15 protein-coding genes are annotated in these 14441 nt (G+C 67.7%); 4 read left to right on the forward strand and 11 right to left on the reverse strand.

The features are described from left to right. Window position 1: 1 nt before the first annotated feature. The 9 genes from trpS to glyA all read right to left on the reverse strand — a co-directional run bounded on the left by trpS (window position 2) and on the right by glyA (window position 8157). Entirely contained in the window at window positions 2-1117 is a 1116-nt protein-coding gene (gene trpS / locus AC1D1S_RS08860; protein ID WP_476946371.1) for a tryptophan--tRNA ligase, read from the reverse strand. A gap of 17 nt (window positions 1118-1134) precedes the next feature. Next, window positions 1135-1968: an exodeoxyribonuclease III gene (locus AC1D1S_RS08865; protein ID WP_476994252.1), complete on the reverse strand. Its 834-nt coding sequence runs from the start codon at window positions 1966-1968 to the stop codon at window positions 1135-1137. Between the two features lie 10 nt (window positions 1969-1978). Beyond that, the gene (locus AC1D1S_RS08870) at window positions 1979-2548 is read right to left on the reverse strand and encodes a hypothetical protein (RefSeq protein WP_243180139.1); all 570 of its coding nucleotides are present in this window, start codon (window positions 2546-2548) and stop codon (window positions 1979-1981) included. 128 nt (window positions 2549-2676) lie between these two features. Further along, the gene (locus AC1D1S_RS08875; RefSeq protein WP_243180146.1) at window positions 2677-3033 is read right to left on the reverse strand and encodes a VOC family protein; all 357 of its coding nucleotides are present in this window, start codon (window positions 3031-3033) and stop codon (window positions 2677-2679) included. Window positions 3034-3057: 24 nt separating this feature from the next. Beyond that, the gene (locus AC1D1S_RS08880; RefSeq protein ID WP_476946373.1) at window positions 3058-3906 is read right to left on the reverse strand and encodes an ABC transporter permease; all 849 of its coding nucleotides are present in this window, start codon (window positions 3904-3906) and stop codon (window positions 3058-3060) included. Then, window positions 3903-4781: an ABC transporter permease gene (locus tag AC1D1S_RS08885; RefSeq protein ID WP_243180417.1), complete on the reverse strand. Its 879-nt coding sequence runs from the start codon at window positions 4779-4781 to the stop codon at window positions 3903-3905. The genes AC1D1S_RS08880 and AC1D1S_RS08885 overlap by 4 nt, the downstream gene beginning before the upstream one ends. Window positions 4782-4791: 10 nt before the next feature. Then, entirely contained in the window at window positions 4792-5769 is a 978-nt protein-coding gene (locus AC1D1S_RS08890; protein ID WP_043436284.1) for an ABC transporter ATP-binding protein, read from the reverse strand. Between the two features lie 153 nt (window positions 5770-5922). Then, window positions 5923-6855 (reverse strand): bifunctional methylenetetrahydrofolate dehydrogenase/methenyltetrahydrofolate cyclohydrolase, encoded by a 933-nt coding sequence (locus tag AC1D1S_RS08895; protein ID WP_476994253.1) that lies wholly within the window; start codon window positions 6853-6855, stop codon window positions 5923-5925. Between the two features lie 3 nt (window positions 6856-6858). Beyond that, on the reverse strand, window positions 6859-8157 hold the full coding sequence (gene glyA, locus AC1D1S_RS08900; RefSeq protein WP_476994254.1) for a serine hydroxymethyltransferase: 1299 nt from the start codon (window positions 8155-8157) through the stop codon (window positions 6859-6861). 313 nt (window positions 8158-8470) lie between these two features. Between glyA and purU the strand changes: the two genes are divergently transcribed. Genes purU through AC1D1S_RS08915 form a run of 3 tightly spaced genes read left to right on the forward strand, consistent with a single transcriptional unit; the run spans window position 8471 to window position 10346 of the window. Next, window positions 8471-9331: a formyltetrahydrofolate deformylase gene (purU, locus tag AC1D1S_RS08905; protein ID WP_476943527.1), complete on the forward strand. Its 861-nt coding sequence runs from the start codon at window positions 8471-8473 to the stop codon at window positions 9329-9331. A gap of 21 nt (window positions 9332-9352) precedes the next feature. Next, window positions 9353-9793: a class I SAM-dependent methyltransferase gene (locus AC1D1S_RS08910; protein ID WP_476943528.1), complete on the forward strand. Its 441-nt coding sequence runs from the start codon at window positions 9353-9355 to the stop codon at window positions 9791-9793. 31 nt (window positions 9794-9824) lie between these two features. Then, window positions 9825-10346: a gamma carbonic anhydrase family protein gene (locus AC1D1S_RS08915; RefSeq protein ID WP_476943529.1), complete on the forward strand. Its 522-nt coding sequence runs from the start codon at window positions 9825-9827 to the stop codon at window positions 10344-10346. A gap of 27 nt (window positions 10347-10373) precedes the next feature. Here the strand turns inward: AC1D1S_RS08915 and AC1D1S_RS08920 are convergent, their stop codons facing one another. Both AC1D1S_RS08920 and AC1D1S_RS08925 read right to left on the reverse strand, forming a co-directional pair. Continuing rightward, complete coding sequence (locus AC1D1S_RS08920; protein WP_476994255.1) at window positions 10374-12071, reverse strand: flavin monoamine oxidase family protein; 1698 nt, start codon at window positions 12069-12071, stop codon at window positions 10374-10376. Next, window positions 12068-13606, reverse strand: coding sequence for an amino acid permease (locus AC1D1S_RS08925; RefSeq protein ID WP_476994256.1), 1539 nt, complete (start codon window positions 13604-13606; stop codon window positions 12068-12070). The genes AC1D1S_RS08920 and AC1D1S_RS08925 overlap by 4 nt, the downstream gene beginning before the upstream one ends. Window positions 13607-13717: 111 nt before the next feature. Between AC1D1S_RS08925 and AC1D1S_RS08930 the strand changes: the two genes are divergently transcribed. Beyond that, the coding region (locus AC1D1S_RS08930) for a PucR family transcriptional regulator ligand-binding domain-containing protein (protein WP_476994257.1) at window positions 13718-14441 on the forward strand (724 nt) is incomplete at its 3' end.

The raw sequence follows: 14441 nt of genomic DNA on the forward strand, positions 1-14441 counted from the left end.
CCTAGCGGACTCCCTGGGCGCCGGCGTAGGGCAGGAAACCCACCTTGGCGTAGACGTCGCGCAGGGTCAGCGAGGCAATCTCCCGGGCCTTGTCCGCGCCGAGGCCCAGCAGCCGGTCCAGCTCCGCTGGATCGTCCAGCAGCTCCTTGGCCCGGTTCCGGATCGGCGTCAGGTGCTCCGTGACCACCTCGGCGAGGTCCGCCTTCAGGTGGCCGTACATCTTTCCCTCATAGGCGGTGACGAGGGCGTCGACGCTTTGCCCGGTGATCGAGGAGTAGATGGTCAGCAGGTTGGACACGCCCGGCTTCGCCTCCCGGTCGAACCGGATTTCGGTCTCCGTGTCCGTCACGGCGGACTTGATCCGCTTGGCCGTGACCTTGGGCTCGTCCAGCAGGTTAATCAGCCCCGCCGGCGACTCCGCAGACTTGGACATCTTGGCGGTGGGGTGCTGCAGATCGTAGATCTTCGCGGATTCCTTCTGGATGAAGGGCTGCGGCACCGTGAACGTGTCGCCGAAGCGGGAGTTGAACCGCTGGGCCAGGTCACGGCTGAGTTCCACGTGCTGGCGCTGGTCCTCGCCGACGGGGACACCGTGCGGCTGGTACAGCAGGATGTCCGCTGCCTGCAGGATGGGGTAGGTGAACAGCCCGACGCTGGCGTGGTCTGAACCCTGTTTGTGCGCCTTGTCCTTGAACTGGGTCATCCGGGACGCCTCGCCGAAGCCAGTGATGCAGTTCAGGACCCACGCCAGCTGGGCGTGCTCGGGCACCTGGGACTGAACGAAGAGCGTGCACTTGTCGACGTCGACGCCGCCGGCAATGTACTGCGCGGCCGTGACCCGGGTGCGGTGCGCCAGCTCGGCCGGATCCTGCGGAACGGTGATTGCGTGCAGGTCAGGGATGAAGAAGACGGCGTCGTACTCGTCCTGCATCCGGACCCAGTTCACGAGGGCGCCGAGGTAGTTGCCCAGGTGCAGGGAGTCGGCGGAAGGCTGCATGCCGGAGAGGATGCGGTGCCGGGCCGCGGTGGCCGCAGAGGCGTCCTTCGCGGTGGCAGTCTGAGCGTCGGGGGCGACGCCGGCCTGGGCCACAGTGGTCGCAGTTGAAGTGGTGGTCATTCGTGGAAGCCTTAAGACTAGAGCCGGTAGTCCACTACCAGCGGGGCGTGGTCGGAGAAGCGTGTGTCCCAGGACGCTGCCCGGTCAACAACGGCTGACACTGCGGCAGCAGCGAGAGCGGGCGTGGCCATGTGGTAATCGATGCGCCAGCCGGTGTCGTTGTCGAAGGCCTGGCCCCGTTGCGACCACCAAGTGTAGGGGCCGTCGACGTTACCCGCCAGGCCCCTGTGAACATCCTTCCAGCCGATTTCCTCGCCGAAGAAGCGGTCAAAATAGGCTCGCTCTTCCGGCAGGAAGCCGGCACGTTTGACGTTGCCCTTCCAGTTCCTGATGTCCAGCTCTGTGTGGCCGACGTTGAGGTCGCCCACCACCAGCGCGTGGTCACTGTGCTTGGCGAGTTCGGGCAGCCGCTGGACCATGACGTCGAGGAAACGGAATTTGTCGTCCTGCTTGGGAGTGCCGGCTTCGCCCGAGTGCACGTAGGCGCTCACGACGGTCATCTGTGATGCCTGCCCGTCCGCGTCCCGCACGATGTAGTCCGCCTCGACCCAGCGTCCGGCCGTGGCGAAGAAGTCATCGCCGATCCCCACCCGGGTGGCCAGGGGCTCTTCCCGGGAGGCAATGGCAACGCCGGCCCGGCCCTTGGCCTCGGCCTCGGCATGGAGAATGTACCAGCCCTCGCCGAGCAGTTCCTCGACGATCGCATCCGGTGCGCGGACCTCCTGGAGGCACAGGATATCCACCTCGCGCGGCTCAAGCCACTCCGCCATGCCCTTCTTGTAGGCGGCACGGAGGCCGTTGACGTTGACTGACGCGATGCGAAGGTGTTCCTTCTTCAATGCCGAGCTCACCCGATCCACTCTAGTCGATGATGGTTCCGCTGACGGGAGCGTCATCGCCGCCCGAGGATTTGATCATGTCCCGCGCGTTGGTGGCGGTGATCTCGATGGTCTCCAGGGCGCGGCTGATCGTGTCGCGATCCGCCGCCTCGCCCTTCGCCCGCTCCTGCTCGACCACCCGGACCTGGACCTGGACAATCTTGAAGGAGTGGTCCAGCTTCATGTCGCGGACGCTGTCCGCTGCGCGGCTTTCGCTCACCACGCGGGTTCCGCCGTGGTCCGCGCTGCCCGCCGCCGGCGGCCGCCCCGCTGCGGCGTTGAACGCGTTCTGGGCCTCGTTCAGCCTGGCCCCGGCCTTCTTGGCGGCTTTCTGGATGCTGAACACGACGAAGGAGGCCAGCGCCAGCCAGAAGCCGGCGATGATCGCCACGATCCAGCCCACGACGTCGTTCTGGTTGGCCGCGAAGATCACGGCCACCACGAACGCGATAATGAAGACCAGCAGCCCCGGCCCGCTGATGCGGAACATGGAAAACCGGCCGCGGGCCGTGGTGTCGTTGGACGTGGACGAGGAGCTACCCAGAGATTGCATGAGCCCATTATCGCAAACGGGGCCGGCCGCCCGTTGCGCTTCCACCCCGGGCGAACGCCGCCCCGGCGCCCGGCCTAGGTCAGGACCAGCGTTTAGGTCAGGACCAGCATTTAGGTCAGGACCAGCGTTTAGGTCAGGACCAGGCAGAACGGGTGGCCGCTGGGGTCCGTGTAGACCCGGAAGGTTTCCGTCCCGGCGCCGAGGCTGGTGGCGCCGAGCCGGAGCACCTCGGCTTCGGCGGCGTCGAGGTCCCCGACGAGCACGTCCACGTGCATCTGCTGCGGGTGCTCGGCGTCGGGCCACTGCGGGCGGACCAGCCGTTCCACCCGCTGGAAGGCGACGGCGGGACGGTCGGCGGCGTCGCCGATCGAAATCCATTCCTCGTCCTCCTGCACCCGGATCATCCCCAGCAGCTCCTGGTAAAAACCGGCGAGCTTGTCCGGGTCCTCACAGTCGATGACGAGGGCCTGCCATTTTCCGATCATGGGTTCTCCTTTTTGGAAGGACGGCTACTTGAGGAACAGTTTGCGCAGCCGGCTCGTGGTGAGCAGGACGCCGAGGGCAATCATGACTAGGTAGTAGCCGATGTGCACGGCCGTGGCCGGCGTAAACACCCCCACGCTGATCTGGCGCAGCAGTTCCACGCCGTGCCACAGCGGCATGGCCTGGATCAGCCACTGGATGGACTGCGGGTAGACGCTGAGGGGGTAGAACGTGGCACTGAAGAGGAACATGGGCAGCATGACGAAGTTGATCCAGTCCATTTGCTGGAATGTCTTCATGTAGCTCGTGATCCCCATGCCGAAGCTCGCGAAGCCGAAGGCGATCAGCACCGAGGCCGGGATCATCAGGATGGCCCACGGCGTGGTGATGAGGCCCATCAGGCCCATGACGGCCGTGAAGCCGGTCGCGTACATGGCCCCGCGCAGCAGGGCGAGGAAGATTTCGCCCATGGCGACATCCAGCGGCCCCAGCGAGGTGTAGAGCATGCCCTGGTACAGCTTGGCGAAGTTCATCTTGAAGAAGACGTTCCACGTGGAGTCGTAGACGGCGCCGTTCATGGCGGACACGGCCAGCAGTGCCGGCGCGATGTACGCGGCGTAGCTGATTTCCTGCCCGCCCGGGCCCTGGACCGACCCGACAATGGCGCCCAGGCCCACGCCCATGGAGATCAGGTACAGCACGGGTTCGAAGAACCCGGAGACCATGACCATCCAGTTGCTGCTCTTGGTGGCCATGAGCCCGCGGGCGACGACGGCGCGGACGTTGCGGGAGTAGATGGCCCCGAAGCGGCGGCGGCGCGCGGCTTCGGTGACGCTGTGGTCCCCTGTGTTGAAACTTCCCGTCAGGACGCTCATGAGGCCATCCTTTTAGCGAACTGGCGTTTGGTCAGGATCCAGCCGGCAGCCGCCAGGCCCAGCAGGAAGAGGACATGGACGACGGTGAGCCACGGCTCTTCCTCGTACCCGTAGCTGACCACGCGGCCAAGCTCGGTTCCGTGCCAGATCGGTGAGATCCAGCCGATCCAGCGGACTGCGAGCGGGAGCGTGTCCAGCGGGAAGAACGTGCCGGAGAACAGGAACAACGGCATGACGATGAACCGCATGACCATGGCGAACTGGCCCTTGTCGTGCTGGATGGTGGCCGCGTAGGCCATGAGCGGCAGGCCGAAGGACAGGCCGGCGAGGGTGGCGATGAGGATCGACACCCAGCCCCAGGCGCCGGGCGAGGCGCCGAAGAGCGCGACGACGGCGAAGTAGATGGCCGACTGCAGCAGGAAGCGCACCGTCACGGCGATGATCTGGCCGCCGGCGATCTGCTCGGGAGTCAGCGGTGAGGCGTGCGGGCCGTAGTAGACGCGCCGCCACTTGAAGCCGTCCATCACGGGAAAGGTGAACTCGTTGGCGGCCGTCATGACGGCGGCCGAGATCAGCAGGGCGGGCGCGATGAACGTCAGGTAGCTGACCCCGCCGAAGACGCCGGCGCCGTTGGACTCGACCAGGGTGGCCAGGCCAACGCCCATCGCGAACAGGTAGGCCACCGGCTGTCCCACGCCGTACATCACGATGGTCCAGCCGTAGCCCTTCATGACCCGCAGGACCTGTTCGGCGTAGTAGAACGCGCCCCAGCGGCGGGCACGGGCGGCCGATACTTCCGGCGAGTGCGCGCGCAGGGCCGTCCCCGCCGCCGCGGCGCCCGCCGTCGTGCCCGCTGCCTGAATTGGCTTAGCCAGCTGCTCTTTCTTAGTCAACGAGGCTCCTGCCGGTCAGGCGCAGGAAGACGTCTTCGAGTGAGGAGCGGCGGACCAGTGAGGTGACCGGACGCAGGCCGCGGGCGGTGACCTGCTCCAGGGCGGCCTCGCCGTCGTGGGCGTAGATAAGCACCCGGTCCGGCAGGGTTTCCACCCGTTCGCCGATGCCGCCGAGCTCCGCGCCGACGCTCGCGTTGCGCTCCGAGCCGAAGCGCAGCTCCAGGACCTCCCGGGTGGAGTATTCGCGGATCAGGCTGGCCGGCGATCCCTCGGCCATGATCCTGCCCTTGTCCACCACAATCAGCCGGTCGCACAGCTGCTCGGCCTCGTCCATGTAGTGCGTGGTGAGGATCAGGGTGACGCCCTGTTCCTTGAGCCTGAACAGCCGGTCCCAAAGGATGTGCCGGGCCTGCGGGTCAAGGCCGGTCGTCGGCTCGTCCAGCAGCAGGATCCGGGGCTCGTTGATGAGCGAACGGGCGATTGTCAGGCGCCGCTTCATGCCGCCGGAGAGGGCATCGACCTTGGAGTTGGCCTTGTCGGTGAGCTGGGCGAATTCCAGCAGCTCGTCGGCCTTGGGCTTGAGGTAGCTCATGGGCAGGCCGAAATAGCGGCCGTAGACCAGCAGGTTGTCCCGGACTTTCAGTTCCTCGTCCAGGTTGTCCTGCTGCGGCACGACGCCGAGGTGGGCGCGGACCTCCGGCCCGTGCTGTTCGGGGTCCAGGCCCATGATGTTCAGGCTGCCGGAGGTGCGCTGCGAGACCCCGCCGATCATCTTCATCGTGGTGGACTTGCCGGCGCCGTTGGGGCCCAGCAGGCCGAACGCTTCCCCGGCGGGAACGCGGAAGGAGATGCCGTCGACGGCGGTGACGTCGCCGTAACGTTTGGTCAGGTTCTCGGCGGTGATGACGTATGGGAGAGCGGCGTCGGAGGGGCTGCTCGCGCGTGATTCTTTAGAGGCAAGTTCGGACACCCGCACTACGGTAGTGGATCCCCGCAAACTATGAAAGAGTCTTTTCGTAAAAACTCCTGACGTATCCGTTCCGTTATGCCGGCCGGCGGTAGAACGTGCGGAATCCTGCGGTGGTTGGGCCCACCGAAAGCCGGCCCAACCACCGCGGGAGCCTTAGGCGGGCCCCGGGCGGCGTTCCTCTGCCCATTGGCGTTCCGCGGTTTCCACCACGTTGGCGAGCAGCATGGCGCGGGTCATGGGCCCCACTCCCCCGGGGTTCGGCGAGAGCCAGGCGGCGACGTCCGCCGCAGCGGGGTCCACGTCGCCGGTGACCACTGCCTTGCCGCTGCCGTCGTCGACCCGGCTGACACCGACGTCGAGCACGATCGCCCCGGGCTTGAGGTCCGCGGCCTTGATCATGTGCGGCTGCCCGGCGGCGGCAATTACGACGTCGGCCTGCCGCAGTTCTGCCGGCAGGTCCACCGTTCCGGTGTGCGCCAGGATGACTGTGGCATTGACGTCCTTCCGGGTCAGCAGCAGACCCACGGGACGGCCGATGGTGACGCCGCGGCCCACCACGAGGACGCGCTTGCCGTTCAGGTCGATCCCATGCCGGGTCAGCAGCTCCACGCAGCCCTTGGGCGTGCACGGCAGCGGGGATTTCATGGGTCCGCTGACGTTGGCCACGAGCCGGCCCAGGTTCATCGGGTGCAGGCCGTCGGCGTCCTTCTCGGGATCCATGGCCTCCAGGATGACGTCCTGGTCGATGTGTTTGGGCAGGGGCAGCTGCACGATGTAGCCGGTGCATTCCGGGTTCTCGTTGAGCTCGCGGACCACGGCCAGGAGTTCATCCTGGCTGGTCTCTTCCGGCAGGTCGCGGCGGATGGAGGTAATGCCCACCTCGGMGCAGTCCTTGTGTTTGCCGCCGACGTACCAGGTGCTGCCGGGATCGGAGCCCACCAGGATGGTGCCCAGCCCGGGCGTGATGCCCTGGGCCTTGAGCACGGCCACGCGCTCGGTCAGCTCGGCCTTGATGGCGGCGGCGGTGGCCTTGCCGTCAAGGATCCGTGCAGTTTCAGCCGTTTTTGCGGTGTGCGAAGAAGTCATGGCCTACCACTGCTCGTGCTGCGGGTACAGCGGGAAATCGGCGGCGAGCTTGTCCACGCGGGCCTGCAGGGGTTCGATCTCCGTGGCAGCTCCGGACTTCAGCGCCGTGGCGATGATGTCCGCCACCTCGGTGAATTCCTCGGCGCCGAAGCCGCGGGTGGCCAGGGCCGGTGTGCCGATGCGCAGGCCGGAGGTGACCATCGGCGGGCGGGGGTCGAACGGCACSGCGTTGCGGTTGACGGTGATGCCGAYCGAGTGCAGGAGGTCCTCGGCCTGCTGGCCGTCCAGCTGGGAGTTGCGCAGGTCCACCAGGACCAGGTGCACGTCGGTGCCCCCGGTCAGGACCGAGACGCCCGCACCGGCGACGTCGGCCTGGCCGAGGCGCTCGGCGATGATCTTGGCGCCTTCGAGCACACGTTCCTGGCGCTCCTTGAATTCCTCGGTGCCGGCGATCTTGAAGGCCACGGCCTTCGCCGCGATCACGTGCATGAGCGGGCCACCCTGCTGGCCGGGGAACACGGCGGAGTTAAGCTTCTTGGCCCACTCCTGCTTGGCCAGGATCACGCCGGAGCGCGGACCGGACAGCGTCTTGTGCACGGTGGAGGTCACGACGTCGGAGTACGGGACCGGGCTCGGGTGCAGCCCAGCGGCGACGAGGCCGGCGAAGTGCGCCATGTCGGTCCAGAGCAGGGCGCCGACCTCGTCGGCGATCGAACGGAAGGCCGCGAAATCGAGGTGCCGCGGGTAAGCGGACCAGCCGGCGATGATCACCTGGGGCTTTTCGGCGATGGCCTGCTCGCGCAGCTTGTCCATGTCGATCCGGAAGTCATCTTCCTCGACCTGGTAGGCGGCGACGTTGTAGAGCTTCCCGGAGAAGTTCAGCTTCATGCCGTGGGTGAGGTGCCCGCCGTGGGCCAGGGACAGGCCCAGGATCTTATCGCCCGGGGTGATCATGGCGGCGAGCGCGGCGGCGTTGGCCTGCGCACCGGAGTGCGGCTGCACGTTGGCGTATTCGGCGCCGAACAGGTCCTTGACGCGGTCGATCGCGAGCTGCTCGGCGACGTCGACGTATTCACACCCGCCGTAGTAGCGGCGTCCCGGGTAGCCCTCGGCGTACTTGTTGGTCAGGACGGAGCCCTGGGCTTCCATCACGGCGCGCGGGGCGAAGTTCTCGGAAGCGATCATTTCCAGGGTGCCGCGCTGGCGGCCAAGTTCCTGGGCCAGGACGGCGGCGATTTCAGGGTCGAGTTCGGCCAGCGGCTGGTTGCTCACGGCGGCTGAGGTGGCGGTGGTAGTAGTCACGAGGAACTCCTGGTTGGCAACGGGTACGGCTATTGGTCAGGCTACCGGCTGGCCCGTTGCGCCGCCCCTTGATTACGGGCCCCTTAACAGGGGGCCGCGACAGCGGCGGCCGGCACCCCGTGCGGGCACCAGCAACGGTGCGGCAGCGGTGATGCTGCCGACCGGTAAGACATGACCCTCGGCCCAGGCGTACGATCCGTGGTCTTCGTGAGTGCCGCTCCCTGATGGTTAGCCATCCAACGCCAGTTGCGACGGGTTAACACTACCAAAACCCTTTCAAAACTGCCCTTGAAGCGCAGGTAGGCTGTTCCTCGTGACTGATGAGAACCTGACTGCCTCCTACATCCTGACTCTTTCCTGCCCTGACCGGCCTGGCATCGTGCACGCCGTCGCCGGGGCCCTCCTGGTGGCGGGCTGCAATATTACAGATTCCCAGCAGTACGGCAGCCAGGGAACGGGCACCTTCTTCATGCGGGTGGAGGCGACGACGGCGGCGGCCCAGGCGGAGCTGCAGGCGGCGCTGGAACCCGTGGCGCAGGCCTTCGGGATGCAGTGGAGCCTCAACCCGGCCGGCCGGAAGGTCCGCACCCTGCTGATGGCCAGCACGTCCGCCCACTGCCTGAACGACCTGCTGTTCCTGCAGCGCTCCGGAACCCTGCCGATCGACATTCCGGCCATCGTGTCCAACCACCGCGACCTCGAGAGTTTGGCGGAGTTCTACGGCATCCCGTTCCACCACATCCCGGTCACCCCGGACACCAAGATCCAGGCGGAGGACGCCCTCCGGGTCCTGATGAAGGAACACGACATCGAGCTCACAGTCCTGGCSCGGTACATGCAGATCATCTCCGACGAGCTCTGCACCGAACTGACGGGCAAGGCCATCAACATCCACCACTCGTTCCTGCCSTCCTTCAAGGGTGCCAAGCCCTACCACCAGGCGCATGCCCGCGGCGTGAAGCTCATCGGCGCCACGGCGCACTACGTCACGGCGGCCCTGGATGAGGGGCCCATCATCGAGCAGGAAGTCATCCGGGTGGACCACCGGCGCACCGCGGAGCAGTTCGTCCAGATGGGCCGCGACGTGGAGGGCCGGACCCTCGCCCAGGCCGTGCAGTGGCATGCCGAGCACCGCGTCCTGCTCGACGGCAACCGGACGGTTGTCTTTAACTAGAAGCGGTCATTAACTGGAGCTATGGAATCCTCCCGCAGGGACCGGCTCGAATCGTTTGTGGCGCTGTTGAAGAACGAGGGCCGGCACGGCGTGCTGGGCCTGGATTGCGGCCCGGGCGCCGACGGGCTGCACTTTGTGCAGTCCGGCATCCATTTCACCGGTGTCGACCAGTCCGAGGAGAACATCCACATCGCCCGATCCCACGGGCTGGAAGCCTCCGTGGCGGGACCGGTTTCCCTGCCGTTCGCCGATGCCGCGTTTGACTCGGTGTGGGCGGTGGATGCCCTTGCGGGCCTGCCCCCGGAACAGTGGGACGACGTCGTCCGCGAACTCGGGCGGGTGGCCGAACCGGGCGCGCCGATCGCCGTCATACTCCCCGCACCCGACCCACGCGGCGCCGGCGACCCGCGCACCTCGGGCTGGGGCGGCGAGGGCTTCACAGTGCTCCGCTCCCCCGCCTGACGGGGGCGGCGGTGTGTCCTAGGCTGGAGGCATGGCTCCCCTCTACGCATTCGCCGGTACCACTCCGGCCGTCCATGACTCCGCCTTCGTCGCGCCCACGGCGTCCGTGATCGGCAACGCCACCCTGGCCGAGAACTCGAGCGCCTTCTACGGTGTCAGTGTCCGCGCCGATACCGCCGCCATCACCGTCGGCGCCGGCAGCAACCTGCAGGACAACGTGGTGCTGCACGCCGACCCCGGCTTCCCCTGCACCGTCGGGGCGCGGGTCAGCGTCGGCCACAGCGCCGTGGTCCACGGCTGCACCGTTGAGGACGACTGCCTGATCGGCATGAGCGCCACCATCCTCAACGGGGCCGTGATCGGCGCCGGGTCCCTCATCGCCGCCGGCGCCGTGGTGCTGGAGGGCACCGTCATCCCGCCCCGCTCGCTGGTGGCCGGCGTTCCGGCCAAGGTCCGGCGCGAGCTCAGCGACGAGGAGTTCGCCGGCGTCCAGCACAACGCCGCCCACTACCAGGAACTGGCACGCGCGCACCGCCAACTACACAACGCCTGAGGAGCACAGCGCCGGGGCCGGCGCCGCTCAGTCCAGGGCGATCGGCCCGAGCTCGGAGAGCAGCTCGCCCGGTCCGGGATTCCCGGCGGGGGTGGAGCCACCGAGGTGGTTGACGACGCCCCAGACTGCGTTGAGCCCGGTGGTGACGGCTCCCTCGGCCCAGCCGGCGGTAAAGGAGACGTCGTCGCCGGCGAGGAAGATCCCGCGCTGTTCGGCCGGCAGCCCGTCCTGCTTGAAGTGCGTGAAGAGCCGCTGCTGGTAGCGGTAGTGTCCCGGCAGGTTGGCCTTGAAGGCGCCCATGAAGTTGGGGTCGGCCTCCCACGAGACGGTGATCGGCTGGCCCACGATGTGGCTGGCGATGTCCACCCCGGGGTRGATCTGCTCCAGCGAGTGCAACATGAGCTCCGCCCGTTCCTCCGCGGTGAGCGAGAGCCACTTCAGCGCGTCGTCGTTCCAGGTGTAGGACAGCAGGATCACGGCCGGCTGGTCCGGACCGTTGTCCAGCAGGTAGGTGGCACGGTTCAGCCGGTCGGTCAGCGTCATGGACAGGACCTCGCGGCCCGTGGCCGGGTCGATGTCCTTCCAGAACGGCCGGTCCACCATGACGAAGGTCTTGGAGGACTGCATGTAGTGGGAGCGTTCGATCGCCGTCCACAGTTCGGCAGGGAACAGGGCCTCGTCCGTGTGGATCCGGGTCGAGAGCAGCCATGACTGGCAGGTTGTCACCACCGCCGGGTAGGCGGATTCGCGTCCCCAGCGTTCCCGGATCCGGAAGTCGCCGCCGCCGTCGCGGGCGATGCGGTCCACGGCGCCGCGCGGCGCGCCTGCGTGCAGCGAGGCCAGCGAGGTGCCGTCCGGCCAGTGGGCCATGCCCGACGGCGCGTGCTCCCACAGTGCCTCGGGGAGCCGCTGCGCGCCGCCGTCGATGAGCCGGTGCCGGTCATCGGCGTCGGTGTAGACCACCCGAAGGATTTCGAGGATCGAGTTGGGGAAGTCGGTGTCCCAGCCGCCGGTGCCGAATCCCACCTGCCCGAAGGCCTCGCGGTGGGCGAATCCGGCTTCCTTGAAGGAGTCGCTGCCGGCGATGAAGCCATAGAACGTCTGCTCGTCCAGCTGGGGGAGCAGCGCGTTCCAGAGGTCCTTGATCCGGGCTGTGTCCCGGGCGCGGATGGCGTCCTGCATCTCGGCGAACCCGGCGCCGTCGTTCACGGCGGCCTTCCACGCGTCCGCCACCTCACGGAAGAACGGCGGCAGGTCTGCCGCGGTCTCGGCATAGTATTTCTGGCCCGCGAGCTCGATCACCGTGCTGGAGGTCGCCGGCGCCAGCGGATTGGGGAAGGCCCTGGTCTGCAGCCCGAGCAGGTCCACATAGTGGTAGAAGGCCTTGCCGGATTCCGGGAAACGCATTCCGCCGAGGTCCGCCACGATGCCCGGCGCGGACGGGAAACTGGCGGTCCGCAGCCGGCCCCCGATCCTGTCGGCCTCGTAGACCACCGGCCGCAGGCCCAGCTTCATGAGCTCATACGCGGTCACCAGTCCGGACAGTCCGGCACCAACGACGGCGACTTCGGTCCCGTAAAGCTCGGGCGGCACCGATCCCAGGCCCTCCGGGTGGGCGAGGTAGTGGTCGTAGCTGAACGGGAAGTCCGGATTCAGCATGGTGACGGGCGCCGCGCCCGCTTCAGCAGCGGGTTCGGGAGCCGGAAGTTCGGTGGCGATGGTCATGAGATCTCTGCCTTCAGTTCCTCGTGTGTGGTGGTGTTGTCAGGGTGGCGGCTTGATAGGTCAAGGTAGTCCTCGTGGCTCAGCGCAGCCACCCTGGAGTTCTTCCGGCCGTAGCCGAAGTAGGCGGCACAGCCAACAAGCATCCAGGCACCGAACACCGCCCAGGTCTCGGCGCCGAGGTTGGCCATGAGGTAAACGCACATGAGGGCGCCGAGAACCGGTGTCAGCGGAAAGAGCGGGACGCGGAAGCTGCGCGTGAGTTCGGGCCGGGTCCGCCGCAGGTAAATGACTGCCACGTTGACCAAGGCGAAGGCGAACAGGGTACCGATGCTGGTCGCGTCCGCGAGGGCACCGAGCGGCACCAGGCCGGCGGTCAGTGCGACGGCGGTGCCCACGATCAGGGTTCCGGCAGCCGGCGTGCCGGTCCGGGCCGAGATCCGGCCGAAGACCTTGGGCACCAGGCCGTCGCGCGACATCGAAAGCAGGATCCGGGTCTGCCCGTACAGCACGGTCAGCACGATGCTGGCGATGGCGAGCACGGCGCCGACGGCGAACACCACGCCAACCCAGGGCTGGCCGGTGATTTCCTCAAGGATCTTCACGAGGGCCGCCTCGGTACCGTCGAACCAGCCCCAGGGGCGCGCGCCGATGGCGGCGACGGCCACAAGCACATAGATGCTGGTGACGATCAGCATGGAGAGCAGGATGGCCCGCGGGAGGTCGCGCTTGGGATTCCGGGCCTCCTCGCCGGCCGTGGAGGCTGCATCGAAGCCGATGTAGGAGAAGAAGACCCGGGAGGCTGCGGCCGAGACGCCGGCGGCGCCCATCGGCATGAGGGGTTCGAAGTGTCCGCCGTTGAAAGCGGTGAAGGCCACGGCGCAGAAGAACAGCAGGATGCCGACTTTGACCAGGACGATCGCCGTGTTGATCCAGGCGCTCTCCTTGGCGCCGCGGACCAACAGCACGGTGGCCAGGGCGACAATCACGATTGCGGGCACGTTCAGCACGCCGCCGGCTCCCGGCGGTTGCGAGATGGCGTCCGGGAGTTCCAGGCCGAAGACCGCCAGGGCCTCGTTGACATACTGGCCCGCACCGACCGCGACGGCGGCCACGGAGACGGCGTATTCGAGCACCAGGCACCAGCCGCAGATCCAGGCCATGCCCTCGCCCATGGTGGCATAGGTGTAGGAGTAGCTCGAACCGGCGGCAGGGACCAGGCCGGCCATCTCCGCGTAAGAGACGGCGGAGAGCAGGGCGGCGAAGCCGGCGATGGCGAAGGAGATCCAGATGGCCGGGCCGGCGAGCGGCACCGACTGGCCCAGGATGACCAGGATGCCGGTGCCCAGGGTGGCCCCGACGCTGATCATGGTCAGCTGCAGGACACCGAAGCTGCGGACCAGCCGCGTGCCGCCGTGTCCGGTCTCGGCCTCGCGGACCAGTTGGCCGATCGGCTTGCGGCGCAGGAGCTGGGCGGTGAGCCCGGGACGGCCGGCTTCCGCCGGCGGGCGTTCGCCGATCAGAGTTGGCACAGTCATCGTTGACGTCCTTATCTTCAGTAGTGGTCGGTTTCCCGAACCAACCCTAGGCGTGTGAGCCACCTCTCAAGGTTGTGCAAAATGACCTGTAGTCTTCCCCCATGAGACTTAATGCACTTGGACTCCGCCGGCCGGGCGGCCGGCACGGGGGCCGCGGCCGTGGCTGCTGAGGACCCGGAGCGGCTCGGCTTCGTCACGCTGGCGCAGTTCCTGGGCCAGTTGCCGGCACTGGCCGTCGTGCACGACGGCGGCAACGGCCAGGAGCGCCTGCGCTGGGTGGAGCCCAGCGAACTGGAAGATCCCACCCCCTACCTGCTCGACGGCGAGTTCCTGCTCACGGCCGGCCTGCCGTTCGTGGGCGGGGGCGGCAGCGAGGAGGCGGTGGACGCTTATGTGCGGCGCCTGGTCCAGGCCCGCGTGGGCGCCCTGGGCTTTGGCCTGGAGCCGTATTTCGACGCCGTGCCCGATGCCGTGGTGCGGGCCTGCCGGCAGCACAACCTGACCCTGGTCGCCATCCCGGAGAGCCTCCCGTTCGCCGCGCTGGGACTGGAATTCTCCCGGCTCCTCGAGTCGGACAACGCCAAGACCTTCCGCCAGCTGGCCGACACCAGCCGGCAGCTCATGCGCGCGGTCTTGTCCGCGCGCCCCGAGCACGAACTCCTCGCGGCCCTGGTCCAGCGCGTCCCGGTTTGGGCCGTGCTGGTCGGCGCCGACGGGCGGGTGCGCGCCCGCGGTTCGGGCCCCTCCCCCGGCCCGCAGGCCGCCGGCGCCGCTGCCGCTGCCGGCGCCGTGCCGGGAGTTGACTCCGCCGACCTGCAGCCGCTGCTGGCCAGGC

The sequence above is a fragment of the Arthrobacter sp. P1_A5 genome, assembly GCF_056406825.1.